Here is a 19,774-nt window from a genome sequence, read left to right on the forward strand (position 1 = left end):
CTGCTCGAGGATAGAATAAAATAAAAGCGAGCCACATCCTCTTCAATGTCAAAAGAGGGTGGCTCGCTTTATTTGCATAAGAGCAGGAAAGAAAAAACTAAACGCCTTCTGTCAATTCGTTTTCGCGATCGATTCGTTGCTGTTTTATTTTCAACTGGTGCATTTCATCTTCTGTTAAAAATTGAACTTTATAACCGATCATAGCCATGACGATGCCGATGATCGGTACTGCATAATTCAGTACCGCATACGGAGCATACGCAAATGGACTGACCGATAAAGTGGCAAGTATGAAGACCCCGCACGTATTCCAGGGGATAAATGGTGAAGTCAATGTTCCTCCATCTTCAAGGGCCCGTGAAAGGTTTTTCGAATGCAGGCCTTTGTCCTGGAAAGCTGTCGCATACATTCTTCCCGGCAAGAGAATCGAAATGTACTGCTCGGAAGCAGTAGCATTTGTGAAGAATGCGGAAACGATTGTCGCTGCAATCAGACTGCCGGCTGACTTGGCCACTTTCAGAATTTGTTTAACGATGGCTTTCAGCATGCCGGTATGTTCCAGCACACCGCCAAAGACCATGGCAAAAATCGTCAGCGAAACCGTGAACATCATAGAAGCGATGCCGCCACGGTTAAACAACTCGTCAACCATTTCATTGCCCGAAGCAATGGCAAAACCGTCGTGAAGTGTATTGACAGCCTCTCCGATATTTCCGCCTTGCACAAAAATCTGGCAAATGAAACCTAGGAATACCCCGACCACCAATGCTGGCAAAGCCGGTACTTTCAACGCCACCAATACAACAATCGATGCAGGCACCAGCAAGAGCCAAGGAGATATCACAAAGTTACTGTTCAATGCTGACAAGATGTTCTGTATATTCCCTTCGTCAATAGCTGCTCCTGCAAATTGGCGGCCAAGGAAAAAGTACACCACCAATGCAATAACCAATCCTGGAATTGTCGTATACATCATATGTTTGATGTGTTCGAATAAATTGGTGTCGGTAATGCCCGCCGCCAGATTTGTGGTATCCGATAAAGGTGACATTTTGTCTCCAAAGTAAGAACCGGATATCACGGCTCCTGCCACCATAGCAACCGGAATCCCCATACTTGCGCCAATCCCCATGCCGGCAACACCGATAGTTCCCATTGTAGACCATGAACTCCCGATTGCGAGTGCCACGATAGCGCAAATGATGCAAATCGTCAGCAAGAATAAAGAAGGTGTGATGATCTGCAGACCATAATAAATCATGGTAGCGATAATCCCACCGCCTATCCAAGAGGCAATGATCATTCCGACCACAATGATGATGAGAACTGCAGGCAAAGCAAGGCGGATCCCTTTATACGCGCCCTCTTCAATAGTTTCCCATTTATAGCCTAGACGCCAGGCGATGACTCCCGCAATCACCGTGCCGACAGCCAACGGAATATGCGGACTGCCTTCGAATACGATAATAGTGATGGCCATCAATGCAATCATGGACACCAATGGAATAAGTGCCAATAAAAAAGGTGTTTCGATCTCTTGGTGTTTTTTCTTCATTTTATGTATTCCCCTTACTGTTTGATGTATGATTTTATATTACAGCAAAATTTGAAATAATCTATCTATATTTTGAAGAGTTCCTTCAGCCCTTGATGTAAATCCCTGCAGCTGTCGGAAATCAAACCTCACAAAAAACCGTCCACTGGTTACAGGACGGTTTCATCGGTCTGTTCTTCTTCCTCATTCTTCCTTTTCCAATGCCAGATAAATTTCCCTTTCGAAAAATTTGCGTCGATGGTCTGCTGATTTCCGCCTTGACAATGTACCATTTTCAAAAACACGCTGGCACAAGTAAAAGGGCGCTTCGTCGTTAACCACGATTTGCCATTTGCCATGAAGCGCTTTTTGTCTGCCAAAGTCCACTACAAAGTTCTGTCCGACAGGCAACACGGGATACTGGCATTCTGCGCGGGCTGGCGGCGGGTGATTTTGCATCTTCTTATATAAATCCATATTCAACACTCCTTCATCATATCCGTTGTAATTCAACTATTGATAGTTGATAAACCCCATTGGCTGAACATCCCTTTATATCCGAGATTATCCTTTCTTATCGAATACCCGAAACCACTGGACATTCAAACTCGAAAAGAATTCGTTTTAGTTGACACAATACAGACATCTCTACAGGTTTCTGCTTGCCCGCTAAGTGGTAATGAAAAAGAACAGACTCGTTTTGCAGGAAGAAAAATGGTTCACTGGCAAGTGCTTCATTTACATAGGCAAAGCGGCTTAACTTGTTCGGAGGTGCCCCATGAAATTCCTTGAATACTGGATTTACCTGGTATTGTCCATATCAAAAATTTTCCTCTTTAGTGTTTATTCCGGAACCGAGTTCCAATTCAGTTTCTTTATCCTCAACCTTGCTTCCATCGTCGTTTTATCCAGCTGGACGCTTTTATTAAGCTATCGGAAACGTCGATGGATTTTAATGCTTTTACTGTTTTTACACAGTACACTGCTTGTTTCCGACCTTTGGTACTACCGTTATTTTGATGATTTGTTGTCCATCAGCCTGCTTTCTGATGTTACACAGATGAGTGATGTCGGCGGCGGCTTTATGACCTTGATCCAAGCAAAGGATTTATTCTTTTTTGCTGATTTGCTCCTCTTTTCACTGGTCCTTTTTGCTGGCCGTAAAAATCAGGAAACCGCAACCCGGAAGACAAAAAGACTGTTTGCGGGAGCCGGCTTTGCCATTGGTTTTCTCTTGTTTGCCATTCCGTTGGCTAATAGCTACATCAATGAAGAAAAGTGGCTGGTCGATGAACCGATTTCAAATATGCGTGAGTATTACCAGCTTGGATTTTGGGGTTACCATGGATTGGATTTTGCAAAAGGTGTCAGTGGGCTGTTCACTAATGACAGCATCACAGCACAGGAAGCCTCACGGATCAAAGACCTGGATCCCGAGACGCCTTCAGCTGTATCCGACTCTGAAAAACCCAACATCATCCTTGTGCAACTGGAATCTTTCCAGACTTCAGTGATTGGACAACAAGTGAATGGGCAGGAACTGACTCCCCATTTAAATGCCTTAAAAGAAGAAACTTTGTTCTTCCCATCGTTTTATCATCAGACGCACGAAGGCCGAACGTCGGATGCTGAATTCATTACACTGGCTTCGTTGCAGCCTTTGAAATCAGGATCCGTTTACACACAATACGCCGAAAATGAATTTGATGGATTGCCGGAGCTGTTGAGAAACGCCGGGTATGATACGGCAGCCATGCATGCCTTCGAGAAGGATTTCTGGAATCGTGATGATTTCTATCAAAACATTGGCTTTAATCAATTCTTCAGCCAACCGGATTTCCCGGACACCCAGAAGATCGGCATGGCTGTGAATGACGAGGACTTCTTCACAACTTCCATCGACCATGCAGCACAGTTGAAAGAACCTTATTTCGCTTTCTTAGTTGCATTGTCGAGCCATACCCCTTATGAGATTCCAGAGGATTTGAAACAATTGGATTTGACCGGTTATGAAGATCCGTTGCTGAGAGGTTATTACGAAACCATCCATTACGTGGATGGAGCTGTTGGAGTGATGATTGAAGAGCTGAAAGAAAAGGATATGTGGGATGATTCTCTTATCTTGTTTTATGGTGACCATGACAGTGGATTAACACAAGCCGATAGTGAAATGGCCCAAGAACTGGGGGCTGAAACCGAAGTCGAGTTATTCGAACTGGATCAACAGGTCCCTCTCTTCATTAAAGAACCTCGCATGGAAGAAGGTCGCGTCATTGAAAACAGCGGCGGCCAAATTGATATTGCCCCAACCATTTTGGATATCGTAAACATCGACCCTCCTTATATGCTTGGACAATCTCTGCTCGACGAAGACAATAATTTGACCGTTTTCCGTGATGGTTCGTTCCGCGTCGAGGAATTTTATTTCAAGCCTGACCTGACTTCTCCAAGCGGAAGCGGCACATGTTACGACACGTCATCCGGCGAGAAAGTTGAATTTGCAGAATGTGAACCTCATGTCAAAACAGCAGCAGAACAGCTTCGGATTTCGGATTTAATTATCCAGAAAAATGCCCTTGACCAATTGAATACCGATGGAGACTGACCACCCCCCTCTTCGCATAAAGAAGAAGAGGGGTTTTCTAAACTTCCTGAGGCGCTCTAATTTCTTTTATCGGAGTTCCACTATATGATGGGGGTATAAAGAGATGAGCCGCAATTCCACAGTAAAGGATGATTGCAATGAACGCATCGATAAAATCCATCTTGCTGCTCGTTCTTCTTGTCGTATTGAGCGCCTGCAGCAGTTCCCAAGGTGCTGGAGCATTGAACGATGGCAATCCTGCCCCTTCCTTTGAACTGATCGATTTGGATGGCAACCAGCATAACCTTGCCGATTATGCCGGCCAAAAAGTCTACGTGAAATTTTGGGCATCCTGGTGTTCAATTTGTCTGGGAGGCATGGAAGAACTGAATACCTTAGCTGCTGAAGAAAATGATTTTGCTGTGTTGACGATTGTGTCCCCCAGCTCCAATGCAGAAAAAAGCGCCGAGTCCTTCGCCAAATGGTTTGAAGGGCTCCCGAATGCTGAAAATGTTACCGTGTTATTGGACGAAGGCGGAACCTTTTTCGATGAATACGGCGTCATCGGCTACCCGACATCTGTCTATATCGGCTCAGACGGTACACTCGTCAAAAGCTTGACCGGCCATGTCGGCAATGCTGAAATTAAAGAAAGCTTCCAATCGATCCAGTAATACAAAACAAGCGGTACACGATGAATTTCTTTCGTGTACCGCTTGTTTTTTTCTGGAAACCTATTCCGGCTGGTTATCGTTCTAGCTTAACAGAAGTCAGTTTTAGTAAGGAGGTTCCCATCATGTATACCTACAGCTCATTTGAAAGCTTTGGCACATTCACATTGCTCAGGCCTATCCTCTTTCTATTGTTAGGCGTGGCCCTGATTTTGTGTATTGCGCAGCTCATTCCAAAAATCCGCACCCACCTGCTCAACGGATTTGCAGTGATTAGCTTATCACTTGTGACCATCGCTGTGGCTGTGCAAGTCGTTTATTACCACGCGATTATTGTAGACGAAATTGGTTTAGGCGGAGACGCTATTTCTCTTTACCTGTTTATTGCTATCGCTTTTATGGGGGTGATGAATGTCCTGCTGTATCTGTTTACCCGTCCCAGAAAAAAACAGGATTCCGCTTTCTTACAATAAATAAAACCCGATGCCCATGATGAGATAAGCAGCTAGTAATGTCAGGCCTTCAAACCAATTCGACTCCCCGTCGTTCATAACATTGATGGCAAGAAATACCGCTGTGATCATGGCGACCAGCTCTGAAATTGTAAACACCAACGGCATCTGCTGCGGCATGAAAAGTGAAATCAGCACCAAGATTGGTGCAACGAACATGGCAATCTGCAAAGTGGAACCAATCGCTATTTCCACTGCAACATCCATTTTATTTTTCATTGCCATAATGAGGGCGGAAGCATGTTCAGCGGCATTTCCGACAATGGCCACGATGATGACGCCGATAAACAACTCAGACCAGCCGAATTGCTCGCCCACTTCTTCAAAAGTGTGGACCAGGTTCTCCGATACATAGGCAACAATCAAAGTGGCGACAAGCAGGATGATAAGTGCTTTCTTCTTCGGCCATTCGGGCTCCTCATGTTCGGTATCCTGTGCGGCGTCTGCATGGCTGTATACGCCGCGATGCGTAACCAGCTTGAAAAAGAGCCCTGCCAAATACAATAAGATCATGATAATCGAAATGCCGACACTCAATTGAATGGTTTCGGTTTCATTCATGGTCATCGAAAAGATTTCCGGAATGACGAATGCCACGACCACAGCAAAGATCAGCAATCCGGAATTATGGGTGGCGTCGTGGACATTGAACATCTGCCGCTTGAATTTGATGCCGCCAAGAAAAAATGACAATCCCCCAACCAACAGAAGATTCCCTAATACGGAACCTGTCAGGGAAGCCAATACTACGCCGATCAGCCCTGCCTGCAATGCAAAAATAGAGATGATCAATTCCACGGCATTTCCGAACGTCGCATTCAGCAAACCACCGATACGCGGCCCGCTGACAATCGCCAGACTTTCTGTTGCTCTCCCCATGAAGCTGGAGAGTGCCACGACACTGACCGAACAAATGAAAAACATGGCAATGCTCGGCCAATCCAGAAATGAGCCGATTACCGTTAAAGGCACTCCTACTGCCACCAAAATTCCGAATATCCGATTCATAAAATCCCTTCTTTTCATTTTGATAATAATGGATACCCAGTTTTCTGAATTTCCTAACCTAAAAAACCACGTTTGGCCGCAGCTGGCCAAACGTGGTCATTCGTCAGTTTTTCAAGAAATCTGCTTTCATGAAAGCCGGATTCGGATAGCTGTAAAACCCTTCACCAGTTTCTCTTCCAAGTTTGCCTTTATCGAGGTATTCGGTCTTCAGCATATCGGCTAGTTTTACGAATTCCTCTTTGCCGGTAGCGGCAGCTTTCGCCTGAACAATATTATGGGCTGTATTGATGCCCACCACATCCAATATGGCAAATGGCCCAAGCGGCGCACCCGTTGCGATCATCCAGGTTTTATCTACCGTCTCAATATCTGCAACTTCTTTGACCAGCAGCAGTTCCGCTGCTTCCAGGAACGGAACCAATAGGGAATTCAAAATATAGCCCGGCTGTTCTTTATGTAAAGGCAGTGGCACCATGCCAATCGCTTCAGCAAATTTGATCATATCGTTAAACACATCGTCAGCTGTTCCGGGGTGCTTCATGATTTCAGCAGTGTTGTTGATGCGGATCGTATTGGCGAAATGCAAAGCCAGGAACTTTTCCGGCCGTCCTGTCGCGTTTGCGAATTGGCTGGGCAGTAAGGTCGAAGAATTGGTGGCAAACACGGTCTTTTCAGGAGCCACTTTGCCAAGCTCCTTATAGAAAGCCGTCTTAATGTCTGTCACTTCAGGAATTGCCTCGATCACCAAATCCGCATCGGATACTGCTTCAGCCAAATTGGTTTTGAAAGACAATCGGCCATATGCAGCCTCCACTTCCGCTTCACTTGAGCCAAAATCTTTGCGGTAGTTTTTCATCAGCTTGGCCAATCGTTGTTTCGACTTCTCGATCGCTTCTTCATTGATGTCATAGATCACCACATCGAATCCTTTAAACGCTGTTTGATAGGCGATTTGGCTTCCCAACACGCCGCTTCCTGCCACTGTAATCTTTTTGTAATCCATTCTCTTTTCCTCCTTATCGATTCACCCAACTACTTCTTCTTTACCTGAAAAAAGGTATTTTTGTCCGCACTGTTCTGTAGAGAGGACCTAATAATTTTCGCAATGCCTGAACTGGCGGTACTGGACTTCTGCTATGCCATTGAATCCACTCTAAAGCGATCAAGCTTAAAATCAACCAGATAAGACCTGCTGCATAGCCGGCGAGTACGTCACTGGGAAAATGGGCACCGAGGTAGATTCTACTGCTGCCGATCAACAAGACGAGCATCCCCAACAAAGTGACAGTCAGCCATTGGATCCACCGCCGTTGGTGCGTCCGGACAACCAGGTAAATCACAAAACCATAAAAAATCAGTGAACCCATCGAATGTCCGCTTGGAAAGCTGTATCCGACAGCATCAATTTCAGCATTGATGCTCGGACGCTGTCTGTCATATACATTTTTCAGCAACAGCGTTAAGAGCGAACCGCCTCCTACTGCAATAGCAAAAAACAACATGCCCCATTTGTCTTTCATTTTAACTCCTAGTACGATCAGGACAAGTATGGACAACATAGTCAAAAACCAAGCCGATCCCGTTTCTGTGATTATGAACATCACATTATCCATTGTTCCGCCCGCTATGGCCCCAAAGCTGTCAATGATCGAACTGTCAAATTGGCCAAGTTCCTTTTCCATCACTTCTTCAGCAAGTTCTGCAAACAACACAATAAACAAGGCAGCCAGACCAAGTCCGCCCAGCAGCAACAAAAAAGCCAAGCCCGCCAACTTCTCATTTTTCTCCATCTTATCGCTCCCATTTCTTGCAGATACTTTCTCTTTACCCTTCTCTTCAGCCGAATATGTAAAAAAATCAATTTTATGGATCCAATAATTTGTTGTGGGAAGGACTCCATGGTATTTTTATCAGCAGAATAAGTAAATTACTCAGGAGCTGATTGTTTGGAACAGTTAACCGGAAAGACCGCCATCATCACTGGTGCGAACAGTGGAATTGGATTGGAAGCCGCTAAAATATTGGCAGAACGCGGTGCAACCATCGTCATGGCCGTGCGCGATACGGAGAAAGGTGAAGCTGCGCGCCAGTTAATCCTTAACGACAATAAAGAAGCATCGATATCTGTAATGAAATTGGATTTATCGGACCTGGCGAGCGTCAATGGGTTTGCGGACAGTTTTAAGCGCCAACATAATTCACTCGACCTGCTGATCAATAACGCCGGCGTCATGACTCCTCCTTACTCCAAAACGAAAGATGGATTTGAATTGCAGTTCGGCAGCAACCACCTTGGCCATTTCGCATTAACCGGACTGCTGCTGCCCTTGCTAAAGAATACGCCTGGTTCACGCGTCGTCTCTCTTAGCAGCCTGGCCCACAAAGGAGCGAGTATCGATTTCGAAAATCTCGACGGCACAAAAGGCTATAAGCCAATGAAGTTCTACAGCCAAAGCAAATTGGCCAATCTGTTGTTTGCACAGGAACTGGATAAGCGCTTTAAGCAGTATGGGCTGCAATCGATGAGTCTGGCCTGCCATCCCGGCATTTCCGCAACCAACCTATTTAAGTTCGGCAAGCGGGATGCGCCCAAATTCTTGAAAACCTTAATGCATAACTTTCTGCAGCCGCCTGACATGGGGGCTTTGCCGACCATTTATGCGGCTACAGATCCGAATTTGAAAGGCGGCGAATATATCGGCCCTGACGGCAAAGGCCAGCGCAAAGGTTATCCTGCGCTGGATACGCCCCATACATCCGCCGGCGATGAAGCCGTTTCCCTGAAACTTTGGGAAGTCTCAGAAAAACTGACCGGCGTAACGTTTGATTTCAGTAATGCCTCTGCACAGTCTTTCCAAAAAGAATAGCGGTGCATACCCCAACCGGTCCGGCCACTTCGCGTTCCGTGGACTCAGCTTCAGCCTCCTCGTCACTGGAAAAACCCGTGCTCCTGCATCGCTGCGCTAGCTTCGTCGCAAAGGAGTCTCCGTGGCCGACCCGATCGGGGGCGTGTAGCTTCAATCAAAGGAAATGGCCTGCTAGTCAGGATCCGGAAACCATCGTCCCAATAAACTTGGTAACTCCTTCATACACAGATCCGAAGCGCAAGGCGGCGACTCCAGCGGGATAGCGAAGTGCCGAAATCCACTCGGGCGCTAGTCCGAGTTAGTTCGGCGCAAGCCCGCAGGAAAGCGTCCGCCTGGAGTGCAGGATCCAATAGAAAGACAATAAATTGCATATTCAACTTTTGAACGACATAAATATTCTTTTGTCTACAAGCTGAAGCCACTTTCATGTTCATTCATGAAAGTGGCTTTTTCTGTTCACTATTGTCTTGTCACTCTGCAAATACAGATGAATAATGCTTGTAGAGAAATTCCTTAATCACAACGCGGTGGCTGCCGACCATCTTATCCGGAAGCTCAGTTGGCGAAAAGAATTTGAAACTCAAGGATTCTTTTTGGTCAACAATTAATTCACCCTTGTATTTATTCGAATAATAGGCAAGCGTTACGACGTAGAACTCGTCTCCGTTTTCAGCTACCACAAAATGCTGTGGCCCTGAATAGACATTGATCAAATTCAGCTCATCGACCGTCAAGCCGGTTTCTTCCATGACTTCCCGCTTTGCGGTGTCTTCCGTCGACTCTCCCAGTTCCATCAATCCGCCTGGCAGCCCCCATAAATCTTTCGGAAATTTCCGCTCCTCCAAAAGCAAGCGCCCTTCCTCATCCACAATCACCACGACTGCGCCCACGAAGATGAGCGGCCGGTGACCGACGACTGCACGAAGTTCTTCTACATAACCCATTTTCAAAACTCCTTGTCTTTTACTTTAAATAGTTCCATCCAAAAACCGAGTTATCCGCGCATCCTTTTCCTGAATCCCCATACCGCAACGCCGAAGATCACCACCGTATACGCAATAACCCACAGCATCGGTATGAAGACCTCGCTGTAATTGCCAGCAAACGCAGCCCTCACAGCATCTACCGCATGGGCGAATGGCAGCAGGTAAGCAACCGTCTCGAAAGTACCGCCGATCATATCGAGCCCAAACCAGGTTCCGCTAAACCAAGTCGTGACATTGACGAAGATTGCAAAAATCGCCCCGACTTGCCGATCCGTGAAAAAAGTTCCGAAGAACAGGCCGAATGCGATATAAAGAAATGAAATGATGACCAGCAGTCCAAACGCTGGAATGGCGTCATATGTAAACGGCATCCCCAGCAGCAGCGCTGCTCCGTAACAAGCAGACATCTGGATAAGCGCTACCGGCAATAACGGCAATGCATAGCCGATCAGGTAATGGGTTGCAGCCATCGGCGACGCGAAAATCCTCATTAAAAAAGAGCTGCTTTTGTCGCGCCCAATGAGCATGCCGGTAAATAAGGTGATGAACGAAAAACTGAAGACGATGATGGCAGGAGCCAGCTTTTCCAGCGTAAAGAGATCAAAAGGCATATTTTCAGCCATCATCGAAAACAGCCATAACATCAAGACCGGCAAAACCATTCCAAAAAGCAGCGTCATGGGATCACGCAAAATTTCCTTTCGATTGCGCTGTGCGAATGTCAGAGCCTTCATGGATTTTCCTCCTCAGCTGTCAGCTGGAGAAATACATCCTGCAGCTTGGTTTGCCCGGTCTGGTTTTTCAATTCCTCCAATGTCCCCAGCGCCTGCAGCCTGCCTTTATGCATAATGCCAATGCGATCCGCCAGCGCTTCCACTTCTTCTAAATAATGCGTCGTCAAAATAATAGTGATCTGCCCTTTCAGATCCAGCAGAATCTTCCACAGATCCAAACGCGCCCGGACATCCAGCCCAACGGTCGGCTCATCCAAAAAAATGATTTCCGGTTCTGAAATCATCGCCATTGCGATGCTCAAGCGGCGCTCCATTCCTCCTGACAGATTTCTTCCTTTGCTTTTGGCCCGGTCCGCCAAGCCGAACATCTCCATCAGCCGAATCGCTTTTTGCTCTGCATCCTGTTTCGTGCTGCCATAAATCCTGGCAATGAACTCCAGGTTTTCCTGTACAGACAAGTTTCGCGCCACTGCCGTTTCCTGAGGTGAAATGTTCAGCTTTTTCTTAACCGCTTGCGGATTCCCCACAATGCTGTCGCCCAGCATGATGACGTCCCCACTTGTCGGTTCCATGAGGCAACTCAGCATTTTGATGGTGGTGGTCTTCCCCGCTCCATTTTCACCTAACAGGGCAAAAAACTCCCCTTTCCCAATTGTCAGGGAAAGCTGGTCAACGGCAACTCGATCTTTGAACGTTTTGGTCAATTCCTTAATTTTAATCTCCATAAACCGGCTACCGCCTCCTTTTCTCCATTCTACCGCTAAGTCTCCTGAATAAATAATAAAGTGATACTCACATCTTTCCCCTGGGATTTCCAAAAAATCCGCACAACCGATAAAATAACCTTTAAAGACTAAACCCAATTGAATGGGCTGAAAAAAGGAAGTGATCGTTTGCTTACAGGAAAAATAGCCATCATCACCGGCGGCAACAGCGGCATCGGTTTGGAAACGGCAAAAGGGCTGCTGGCGATGGGCGCAAGAATCATTTTGGCTGTGCGCAATACGGAAAAAGGAAATGCCGCAAGAGAACGATTGGCTGAACACCACCCTATGGCTCAAATCGACGTGATGCACCTCGATTTAGCGGACCTGCAAAGTGTCAGAACCTTTGCCGACAAGTTCCAAAGTTCTTTTGACCAGCTCGACATGTTGATTAATAACGCCGGCATCATGGCACCGCCTTATGCCAAAACAAAAGACGGCTTTGAAATGCAGTTCGGCAGCAACCACCTGGGGCACTTTGCATTAACCGGGCTGCTTTTGCCGCTGTTGGCCAACACCCCTGGCTCCCGCATTGTCACTATCAGCAGCCAAGCACACAGCCGGGGTTCAATCGACTTTGACAACCTCGACGGAGCAAAAGGATACCATGCAAAGAAATTCTATAACCGGAGCAAGCTGGCCAATTTGTACTTCGCTTTGGAACTGGATAAACGCTTGAAAGAGCATGGCTTCCAAACCATCAGCATTGCGTGCCATCCGGGCGTCTCTGCCACCAATATCCTGAAGCTTGGCACGCGGGAAATCCCACCGGCTTTTAAACGCATCGCCAATCTGTTCCTCCAGCCTCCCGGCATGGGCGCTTTATCGACAATCTACGCGGCGACAGAACCGAACCTGACAGGCGGCGAATACATCGGCCCTCTCGGTCAGTTCCAACGGAAAGGCTACCCTGCTCTTGGCACTCCCCATGCCAATGCAACCGATCAGGAAATCTCCCGAAGGCTGTGGGACGTATCGGAAAAATTGACGGCTGTCACCTATCCTTTCAACTCTTCCTATTAAAGGAGAAAGTGCGGCTTACCGTTTTCCATAGAAAAGTACTCAGTTAGACTAAAGAATTTTCATGTCCAGACATATTGTTTATGACTAGGGGAATACAGAAAAGACAAGTTTGGATTTTACTCTACACTAACTTTTTATTACATGGAGGAATATAGAGCATGAGCAAAAAAAGCATCACGGTAGGCGGCATCGAATTGGAATGGGATTTGGAAACTGGCGAAGTTCTGTTTGAAGGAGGAGATGTCGTCCTCTTTTGGACCACAGCAATGGAAACTTTCTTCGACACGATTAAAGACATTTCAGGGATCGAAGCCACACAATTGGTATTGGAAACCACGGGATTCCGCCAAGGCGTCATTGTCGGTGAAGGGTTCAAAGACATGAAGCAAATTGATACTTCAAATGTTGTCGAATGGATCTCCAATACATACGCTCCTGCCGGTTGGGGCAAAGTTGAAATCGTTGAAATGGATAGCAAAGAAAATACATTTACTATGCATATCCAGAACGATTGGGAATATAAGATGAACCTGCTGAAAAATAAAAATGCAGAAGGCATTTTTGTCCCTTCTCATTACGCTGGTGTCCTGACCGGTTTATTCGGCATCAATTTCTGGTATAAGACCATTCAGCATCAAAGTGATAGTAAACCATACAGTATTGTTGAGTATTTCCCTTCCACGGTGACGGTCCAGCAAAACATTCATGAGCTGTCCCGCAAACAGGAAGCGGACCAAATCCGAAAGCTGGAAGCCAAAGTCAATGAGCATACACAGTCCCTTCAGAACCTGGTGAAGGAACTATCCTCCCCCATCATCCCTGTACTTGAAGGCATCATTGTGGTACCGATGATCGGCAGCTACGATGAACAGCGGACAGAAGATTTGATTTTTAAAACGTTGAGCGAGCTGCCGAAGCATAAAGCCAATTACTTGTTGGTGGATTTGACCGGACTGAACCAGCACATTACAGAACATACTGCATCGTTGATTGATAAACTTGGCGCTTCCGCGAGGCTGTTGGGAACCGAAGTCATTCTGGTCGGCATCTCTCCGGAACTCGCCCTGATCATTGCACAATCCAAAAACAGCCTGAAGACTTTTGAATCCCTGCAAAGCCTCCAACATGGCATCTACTATGCGCTTGGCCGAAGCGGACGGAAAATCGTCTGAAAGATTCGGGTTCCAAGACGGCCATTGCTTCTTGAAGACATTTCCTCCCGAAAAGAATATAATAATCCTTGTCTGTTTTATTTCTGCAGACAGGATAGCCATTGGATCGCTCAATGGTTCATGGAGGAGATCACTTGAACGCAAAAGCTTTTTCATTGGCCTTATTTTCTGTTTTAATATGGGGCTCTTCCTTCGCAGCCATCCGTGTCGGACTGCAGGGCGGCTATGACGCAGGACAGAATGTACTGGTCCGTTTCCTGATTGCTTCGGCATTGTTTCTGATTTATGCGTTGTGGCCAGGAACAAAATTCCGGCTGCCCGAAAAAGGAGATAGCGTTCGGATCCTTATTCTCGGTTGGATTGGCATCAGCGTCTACCATATCTTCGTCACATTCGGCATGGAAACGATTTCTGCCGGCACCGCGGGCATGCTGGTCGGTTCCGGACCGATCTTTACAGCACTGATTGCGGCTTTTGTCCTAAAGGAAAGACTGACTGGCTTGGGCTGGATGGGTCTTGGCATCGGCTTTATCGGCATTCTGTTTATCGCTTTCGGATCTGCAGGTGCATCCCTCACCTTGACCAATGGGGCATTGCTGGTGTTGGTCGCTGCGTTTGCATCAGCGATTTTCTTCGTGTTCCAGAAGCCGCTTCTGACACGCTACTCGGCGATTGAATTGACTGCTTACTTTACATGGGCCGGCACTTTGCCATTTCTCATTTTTTCGCCCGGGCTCTTCGCTGCCATGCAGGGTGCCACACTGGAAGCCCATTTAGCGATTCTTTATGTGGGCATATTCCCTGCGGCAATCGCCTATGTCACCTGGGCAACCGCTTTGTCACTGGCTAATGCCAGCTCTGTTTCAAGCCTGATTTACCTGGAACCGGCAGTGGCAATTGTTGTTGCCTGGATGTGGCTCCACGAACTGCCGACTGCTTTGTCGCTTATCGGTGGCGTCATCGCAATCGGCGGTGTCATGATCGTCAATCTAATGGGCAGAAAACGCCACGTTCTTTCCGGTAAAACTGCGGAAAACTCGTTATAGAAACTCAAAAAAACGCTGCTTGGAATCAATCCAGACAGCGTTTTTTATTAGATCAGCCCTAAAGTGCGGAGTTTCCCGGCTTCCTTTAGTCCCTTGTTTTCTTACTCTTCAATCCGGAACCAGCCCGGTGCCTTGGTCACCATATTCCACAGATTCTCTGGAATATCCAGCTGTTCTTTTTTGCTCAAGTGGATTGCCTGGAAAATCTCTTCGTCCCGGCTCTTTTTCACTTTCGCCAACCAGTCCGGGTCCATGATCAATGCATGGCCAAGCGACACCAACGGCGTGACTTCCAATGCTTCTTTCACTTGCTTGAGGGTCTGTAAGCCTCCTACCCCGATCACCGGTACACGGTCGCCGATATGCTGTTGGATCATTTCCACACGCGATCGGTTGTCCTCCTCACGGATCGATCCGCCGAAAAATCTGCCGACTGACGCATGGATGTAGTCGATGCCTTCGTCCGCAATGGCCTCCAAGAACTTCAATGTATCATCCATTGTGATGCCCGGTTCTTCACGTTCTTCCGGACTGATCCGGTAACCCACGACAAAAGGCTTTTCTGCATATTCAGCAACAGCTTGCTGGATCGATCTGATGACGGCTATCGGAAACGCCATGCGCGCAGTCACATCGCCTCCCCATTTGTCGGTGCGGACATTGGAATGCGGAGAAAAGAATTGCTGGATCAAATACGTATTGGCGCCGTGTATTTCGACTCCATCAAAACCTGCTTGGATGGCCCGTCTGGCGGCTTCTCCGAATGCCGCAATTGTTGCTTCAATTTCTTCTTCGGTCATTTCACGCGGAACCGCCGCATTGGGGCGCGGCGCTGGCACAGCGCTTGGTCCAACCGGCTGTTCACCTTTCAGCAAGTCTTCATTCGACATGCGTCCGGCATGATAAAGCTGCAGGATTGCTTTAGCGCCGCCGTCTTGAATGGAACTAGCCAAACTTGTCAGACTGGCAATCCGCTCATCGCTGTCTGCTCCTAATGGATCGGGAAATCCGACACCGAGCGGCTCGACATGTGCACAAGCCGTAATGACAGCTCCCAGTCCGCTTTCAGCACGCCGTTTGTAATACGTTAGTTCGTCTTCTGTCACATCGCCATTCGGATCTGAAGAGGATGTGGTCATCGGTGCCATCAGAATGCGGTTTTTGACAGACAGACCGGATGTAAACGTAAACGGTTCAAATATATTTTGTGTGGTAATGGCCATTTAAATTCCTCCTTGACTATCTCTTTACCCTTACACTGGTGCCAACAAGCCTGGCACCTTTATTTACATCGTACCCGATAAGCAGCCAGATGAAAGCGCATCTGCTCGGCAACAGAAAAGTTCAGCCTTTTGGCTGACATGCAAAAGCCGCCCGGCAACTGAATATCTGCCCGGACGCCTGATTCTATCAATCCACCACAAAAAATAGGCCACCTTCGATTGTGTGCAGATTCACAATCGAAGGTGGCCATTCAGCTGGCATTATTGTTTGGTTTTCATGTATTCGTGATAGCCTTGTTTAAAAAAGTCGTACCACTCATCGATTTCTTCCTGTGGAGCCGATTGAAGGGCTTCCATCACTTCTTTGCCAAACTCCAAAAATGCCGAGCCGTTTGCAGTGATGACGTTTCCGCTCCGAACCGCCTGCTGCTGAAGGTAGCCTGCTTCATTCGTATAGCTGTCCGCTGCTGTTTCCTTTAAGTCTTCCAGGTAATTGCTGGTATGCGGAATCTTATTAAACAAGCCATTTCTGCCTAAGAACACCGTCGCGTCGCAAATTGCACCAAGTACCGCTTTTTTTTCAACGGCTTTGTCGACCAGCTCCATGACCCGCTCACTGCCTTCTTTTCGCCAAGAATTGCCGCCGATCAGAATCAGTCCCGCAAACTCTTCCGGGGCATCATCCAGTCCGTAATCCGGGAGCACCGTAAAGCCGCCGATTGAGCGGATCGGTTCCTTTGTCAGCGACACCGTCTTGACATCGAATTTTTGCCCTTGCCCTTCCGGCTCTTCGTTAAGCGCCGCAGCCAATGAAGCTGCTTCCCAGTCGGCATACTCGTCCAGCAGCACAAACAAAACTTTTTGATCGCTCATTTTCTTGCCTCCTTTTCGATTGAATATTCGATTTATTATTAAAGAGATTATAGCACAGGCAAAGAATCCCTCAAACAGCAAAGACATGATCGGCGGACAGAGCGGGTATAATGTAAGTAACACTTCAACAAAATAAGGAGGTCCATTATGAATAAAAAGGAACTAACCCATACCGGCTGGCAGCTGGAAAATAGCTACTCGCGGTTGCCTGAAGTTTTTTATAGAAAAATCACGGTCCATCCGGTGAAGTCGCCCAAATTGGTCATCTTTAATGAGGCATTGGCAGAAAAACTGGGTCTGGATTCCGCAGAGTTAACAGCTGAAGACGGCGTAGCCATCCTGGCCGGAAACCAGATTCCCGAAGGCAGCACACCGATTGCCCAGGCTTATGCGGGACATCAATTCGGCAATTTCACAATGCTTGGCGATGGCCGGGCTTTATTGATTGGCGAACAGCTCACACCATCCGGCAAACGATTGGATATCCAGTTGAAAGGCTCCGGAAGAACGCCTTATTCCCGCGGCGGCGACGGTCGTGCTGCGTTAAGGCCTATGCTTCGCGAGTACCTCATCAGTGAAGCGATGCACGGGCTGGGCATTCCGACGACCCGCAGCTTGTCCGTTGTCGAAACCGGCGAAATGGTCCGCCGGGAAACAGCATTGCCTGGAGCGGTCATGACACGGATCGCCGACAGCCATCTGCGTGTCGGCACATTCCAATACGCCGCGCGATTTGGAACGAAGGAAGACTTGAAAGTACTGGCTGACTATGCGCTGGAGCGTCACTTTCCACATGTCCAAGACGCTTCGCACCCGTATCTTGCCTTATTCCAGGAAGTCATCAAACAGCAAGCAGCTTTGCTTGCCAAGTGGCAGCTCGTCGGTTTTATTCACGGAGTCATGAATACTGACAACATGGCGATTAGTGGAGAAACCATCGATTATGGACCTTGCGCATTCATGGATGGCTATGATCCGAAGACGGTTTTCAGCTCCATCGATGTTCAAGGCCGCTATGCTTACGGCAATCAGCCGATGATTGCCGGATGGAACTTGGCACGTTTTGCGGAGAGCCTGTTGCCTTTGCTGCATGATACTCCGGAGGAAGCGGTCAATATGGCACAGGAAGAACTCACCAGCTATGTTGAACAGTTCCAGAACCACTGGCTTTCGGGCATGCGCAAAAAACTCGGGATATTCAATGAAGAAGCTGAAGATTCCACATTGGTGGAAGCATTGCTGAATCTGATGCACCAACACGATGCCGATTACACCAATCTGTTCCGTGCGCTGACTTTCACGAAACTCCAGGGAAGTGAATTGTTTGAAACGCCAGAGTTCAAGGAATGGCACAGTTCTTGGCAGGCACGTCTGGAGCGCCAGGAGGAGTCGCAGGAAGAGAGCCAGCAATTGATGCGCAACAACAATCCGGCCATCATCCCCCGCAATCACCGGGTGGAAGAAGCCCTGGCCGCAGCAGAATTCCAGGGAGATTACAGCGTCCTTCACCGGCTGCTTACAGTCCTGGCTGACCCTTATGCCCATTCTGCCGAACAGGAAGCCTATACGGAACCGCCGGAGCCGACAAACGGGCCGTATCAGACTTTCTGCGGAACGTAATGATGATTCAACAAGCTCTCTATTCTCTAGGGTTTAAGGGGCAGCAGATCCATAATTTCTTCTCTTTCATCTGACCGGCTAACGTTTGTAGAACTTCAATAAGGGAACATCCTAAGTACAGCTTAATCAGTAAAAAATTTCTTTTTGTAGTTTCCTCTTTATATTGTTACAATATTCAGTGAAAGAGGTTCTTTGCAGTAAATTTTTTCTGACGAAGCGGTTAACTTTTTTTAAAATTTATCTAAGGAGCTGGGACGATGAATCAAGAACAATTGGAATTCGTGAAAAATGGGAAAGGTTTTATTGCTGCGCTTGACCAAAGTGGTGGTAGCACACCAAAAGCACTCGCACTTTACGGGGTGTCAGAAGACCAATATTCAACAGAAGAGGAGATGTACGACCTGATCCACGAAATGCGGACACGCGTCATGACGGCTCCTTCCTTCAATTCCGATTCGATTATCGGCGCAATCCTTTTTGAACAGACAATGGACCGTAAAGTCGAGGGCCAATACACAGCTGATTATTTATGGCAGCAAAAAGGTGTTGTGCCTTTTCTGAAAGTCGACAAAGGGCTGGCAGAAGAAGAAAACGGCGTCCAGGTCATGAAGCTGATCCCCGATTTGGATGATGTGCTGAAACGCGCCAACGAACGAAACGTCTTCGGCACCAAAATGCGTTCGGTCATCAAGGAAGCCAATCCAGAGGGCATCAAGAAAGTGGTCGAGCAGCAATTCGAAGTCGGAAAGCAGATTCTGGCAGCCGGGTTAGTGCCGATCCTTGAACCGGAAGTCGATATCAACAGCACGGACAAAGAACAAATCGAACAAATCCTGAAAGAGGAAATGTTGAAGCACTTAGACCAATTGAGTGAAGATCAGAACGTCATGATCAAAATCACCATTCCAACAGTCGATAACTTCTTCAAGGAATTGATTGACCACCCGCGTGTACTCCGCGTAGTGGCTTTGTCCGGCGGCTATAAACGAGATGATGCCAATCAGAAATTGGCTGCCAACGAAGGGCTGATCGCCAGCTTCTCTCGCGCCTTGTCCGAAGGCGTCAGCGCCAGCCAATCCGATGAAGAGTTCAATGCCATGCTGGAAAACTCCATCAAAGGCATTTACGAAGCTTCCATTACATGAATCCACGAAAAT

19 protein-coding genes are annotated in these 19,774 nt (G+C 47.4%); 9 read left to right on the forward strand and 10 right to left on the reverse strand.

Going from position 1 to position 19,774, the window contains the following annotated elements:
* Positions 1-97: 97 nt before the first annotated feature.
* Positions 98-1,555: a Na+/H+ antiporter NhaC gene (gene nhaC / locus IRE19_RS13675; protein WP_203340839.1), complete on the reverse strand. Its 1,458-nt coding sequence runs from the start codon at positions 1,553-1,555 to the stop codon at positions 98-100.
* A 183-nt stretch (positions 1,556-1,738) separates the two neighbouring features.
* Positions 1,739-2,011: a hypothetical protein gene (locus tag IRE19_RS13680; RefSeq protein ID WP_203340840.1), complete on the reverse strand. Its 273-nt coding sequence runs from the start codon at positions 2,009-2,011 to the stop codon at positions 1,739-1,741.
* A 301-nt stretch (positions 2,012-2,312) separates the two neighbouring features.
* Here IRE19_RS13680 and IRE19_RS13685 point away from each other — a divergent pair, with 301 nt between their 5' ends.
* The 3 genes from IRE19_RS13685 (at position 2,313) to IRE19_RS13695 (ending at position 5,262) form a co-directional block, all read left to right on the forward strand.
* Positions 2,313-4,139: an LTA synthase family protein gene (locus IRE19_RS13685; RefSeq protein WP_203340841.1), complete on the forward strand. Its 1,827-nt coding sequence runs from the start codon at positions 2,313-2,315 to the stop codon at positions 4,137-4,139.
* 137 nt (positions 4,140-4,276) lie between these two features.
* Complete coding sequence (locus IRE19_RS13690; protein WP_203340842.1) at positions 4,277-4,792, forward strand: TlpA family protein disulfide reductase; 516 nt, start codon at positions 4,277-4,279, stop codon at positions 4,790-4,792.
* A 122-nt stretch (positions 4,793-4,914) separates the two neighbouring features.
* A complete protein-coding gene (locus IRE19_RS13695) occupies positions 4,915-5,262 on the forward strand; it encodes a hypothetical protein (RefSeq protein ID WP_203340843.1) in 348 nt (115 codons plus the stop codon).
* Here IRE19_RS13695 and cax read toward each other — a convergent pair.
* The 3 genes from cax to IRE19_RS13710 all read right to left on the reverse strand — a co-directional run bounded on the left by cax (position 5,254) and on the right by IRE19_RS13710 (position 8,099).
* Positions 5,254-6,309 (reverse strand): calcium/proton exchanger, encoded by a 1,056-nt coding sequence (cax, locus tag IRE19_RS13700; RefSeq protein ID WP_203340844.1) that lies wholly within the window; start codon positions 6,307-6,309, stop codon positions 5,254-5,256. The genes IRE19_RS13695 and cax overlap by 9 nt on opposite strands.
* Before the next feature lie 103 nt (positions 6,310-6,412).
* Positions 6,413-7,312, reverse strand: coding sequence for a 3-hydroxyacyl-CoA dehydrogenase (locus tag IRE19_RS13705; RefSeq protein WP_203340845.1), 900 nt, complete (start codon positions 7,310-7,312; stop codon positions 6,413-6,415).
* A 40-nt stretch (positions 7,313-7,352) separates the two neighbouring features.
* Positions 7,353-8,099: a phosphatase PAP2 family protein gene (locus IRE19_RS13710; protein WP_191716173.1), complete on the reverse strand. Its 747-nt coding sequence runs from the start codon at positions 8,097-8,099 to the stop codon at positions 7,353-7,355.
* A 156-nt stretch (positions 8,100-8,255) separates the two neighbouring features.
* Here IRE19_RS13710 and IRE19_RS13715 point away from each other — a divergent pair, with 156 nt between their 5' ends.
* Positions 8,256-9,176 carry an oxidoreductase gene (locus IRE19_RS13715; protein WP_203340846.1) on the forward strand — a complete coding sequence of 307 codons (921 nt, stop codon included), beginning with the start codon at positions 8,256-8,258 and terminating at the stop codon, positions 9,174-9,176.
* 470 nt (positions 9,177-9,646) lie between these two features.
* On the opposite strand, the gene IRE19_RS13720 is transcribed toward IRE19_RS13715, so the two are convergent.
* From IRE19_RS13720 to IRE19_RS13730, 3 genes are read right to left on the reverse strand one after another with little or no spacing between them, the layout of a single operon-like run.
* Positions 9,647-10,120, reverse strand: coding sequence for an NUDIX hydrolase (locus tag IRE19_RS13720; protein WP_203340847.1), 474 nt, complete (start codon positions 10,118-10,120; stop codon positions 9,647-9,649).
* A gap of 50 nt (positions 10,121-10,170) precedes the next feature.
* Complete coding sequence (locus IRE19_RS13725; protein WP_203340848.1) at positions 10,171-10,896, reverse strand: ABC transporter permease; 726 nt, start codon at positions 10,894-10,896, stop codon at positions 10,171-10,173.
* Entirely contained in the window at positions 10,893-11,621 is a 729-nt protein-coding gene (locus IRE19_RS13730; protein WP_203340849.1) for an ABC transporter ATP-binding protein, read from the reverse strand. The genes IRE19_RS13725 and IRE19_RS13730 overlap by 4 nt, the downstream gene beginning before the upstream one ends.
* Positions 11,622-11,789: 168 nt before the next feature.
* On the opposite strand from IRE19_RS13730, the gene IRE19_RS13735 reads away from it, so the two are divergent.
* The 3 genes from IRE19_RS13735 to IRE19_RS13745 all read left to right on the forward strand — a co-directional run bounded on the left by IRE19_RS13735 (position 11,790) and on the right by IRE19_RS13745 (position 14,901).
* Positions 11,790-12,683: an oxidoreductase gene (locus tag IRE19_RS13735; protein ID WP_203340850.1), complete on the forward strand. Its 894-nt coding sequence runs from the start codon at positions 11,790-11,792 to the stop codon at positions 12,681-12,683.
* 158 nt (positions 12,684-12,841) lie between these two features.
* On the forward strand, positions 12,842-13,855 hold the full coding sequence (locus tag IRE19_RS13740; protein WP_203340851.1) for an STAS domain-containing protein: 1,014 nt from the start codon (positions 12,842-12,844) through the stop codon (positions 13,853-13,855).
* Positions 13,856-13,989: 134 nt separating this feature from the next.
* The gene (locus IRE19_RS13745) at positions 13,990-14,901 is read left to right on the forward strand and encodes a DMT family transporter (protein WP_203340852.1); all 912 of its coding nucleotides are present in this window, start codon (positions 13,990-13,992) and stop codon (positions 14,899-14,901) included.
* A gap of 101 nt (positions 14,902-15,002) precedes the next feature.
* On the opposite strand, the gene IRE19_RS13750 is transcribed toward IRE19_RS13745, so the two are convergent.
* Both IRE19_RS13750 and IRE19_RS13755 read right to left on the reverse strand, forming a co-directional pair.
* Positions 15,003-16,124, reverse strand: coding sequence for an NADH-dependent flavin oxidoreductase (locus IRE19_RS13750; protein ID WP_203340853.1), 1,122 nt, complete (start codon positions 16,122-16,124; stop codon positions 15,003-15,005).
* Between the two features lie 261 nt (positions 16,125-16,385).
* Positions 16,386-16,997 carry a type 1 glutamine amidotransferase family protein gene (locus tag IRE19_RS13755; protein ID WP_203340854.1) on the reverse strand — a complete coding sequence of 204 codons (612 nt, stop codon included), beginning with the start codon at positions 16,995-16,997 and terminating at the stop codon, positions 16,386-16,388.
* Positions 16,998-17,144: 147 nt separating this feature from the next.
* Here IRE19_RS13755 and IRE19_RS13760 point away from each other — a divergent pair, with 147 nt between their 5' ends.
* Both IRE19_RS13760 and IRE19_RS13765 read left to right on the forward strand, forming a co-directional pair.
* Positions 17,145-18,617, forward strand: a complete 1,473-nt coding sequence (locus tag IRE19_RS13760) for a protein adenylyltransferase SelO (RefSeq protein ID WP_203340855.1) — start codon at positions 17,145-17,147, stop codon at positions 18,615-18,617.
* 257 nt (positions 18,618-18,874) lie between these two features.
* Positions 18,875-19,762, forward strand: a complete 888-nt coding sequence (locus tag IRE19_RS13765) for a fructose bisphosphate aldolase (protein ID WP_203340856.1) — start codon at positions 18,875-18,877, stop codon at positions 19,760-19,762.
* The last annotated feature ends 12 nt before the right edge of the window (positions 19,763-19,774 follow it).

The organism is Planococcus beijingensis (assembly GCF_016820615.1).
Taxonomy (GTDB): domain Bacteria; phylum Bacillota; class Bacilli; order Bacillales_A; family Planococcaceae; genus Planococcus; species Planococcus notacanthi.

Bases quoted from the DNA above. Each gene is read 5' to 3' on its own strand.
- nhaC (WP_203340839.1), bottom strand. From the start codon at position 1,555: ATGAAGAAAAAACACCAAGAGATCGAAACACCTTTTTTATTGGCACTT.
- IRE19_RS13680 (WP_203340840.1), bottom strand. From the start codon at position 2,011: ATGGATTTATATAAGAAGATGCAAAATCACCCGCCGCCAGCCCGCGCA.
- IRE19_RS13685 (WP_203340841.1), top strand. From the start codon at position 2,313: ATGAAATTCCTTGAATACTGGATTTACCTGGTATTGTCCATATCAAAA.
- IRE19_RS13690 (WP_203340842.1), top strand. From the start codon at position 4,277: ATGAACGCATCGATAAAATCCATCTTGCTGCTCGTTCTTCTTGTCGTA.
- IRE19_RS13695 (WP_203340843.1), top strand. From the start codon at position 4,915: ATGTATACCTACAGCTCATTTGAAAGCTTTGGCACATTCACATTGCTC.
- cax (WP_203340844.1), bottom strand. From the start codon at position 6,309: ATGAATCGGATATTCGGAATTTTGGTGGCAGTAGGAGTGCCTTTAACG.
- IRE19_RS13705 (WP_203340845.1), bottom strand. From the start codon at position 7,312: ATGGATTACAAAAAGATTACAGTGGCAGGAAGCGGCGTGTTGGGAAGC.
- IRE19_RS13710 (WP_191716173.1), bottom strand. From the start codon at position 8,099: ATGGAGAAAAATGAGAAGTTGGCGGGCTTGGCTTTTTTGTTGCTGCTG.
- IRE19_RS13720 (WP_203340847.1), bottom strand. From the start codon at position 10,120: ATGGGTTATGTAGAAGAACTTCGTGCAGTCGTCGGTCACCGGCCGCTC.
- IRE19_RS13725 (WP_203340848.1), bottom strand. From the start codon at position 10,896: ATGAAGGCTCTGACATTCGCACAGCGCAATCGAAAGGAAATTTTGCGT.
- IRE19_RS13730 (WP_203340849.1), bottom strand. From the start codon at position 11,621: ATGGAGATTAAAATTAAGGAATTGACCAAAACGTTCAAAGATCGAGTT.
- IRE19_RS13740 (WP_203340851.1), top strand. From the start codon at position 12,842: ATGAGCAAAAAAAGCATCACGGTAGGCGGCATCGAATTGGAATGGGAT.
- IRE19_RS13750 (WP_203340853.1), bottom strand. From the start codon at position 16,124: ATGGCCATTACCACACAAAATATATTTGAACCGTTTACGTTTACATCC.
- IRE19_RS13755 (WP_203340854.1), bottom strand. From the start codon at position 16,997: ATGAGCGATCAAAAAGTTTTGTTTGTGCTGCTGGACGAGTATGCCGAC.
- IRE19_RS13760 (WP_203340855.1), top strand. From the start codon at position 17,145: ATGAATAAAAAGGAACTAACCCATACCGGCTGGCAGCTGGAAAATAGC.
- IRE19_RS13765 (WP_203340856.1), top strand. From the start codon at position 18,875: ATGAATCAAGAACAATTGGAATTCGTGAAAAATGGGAAAGGTTTTATT.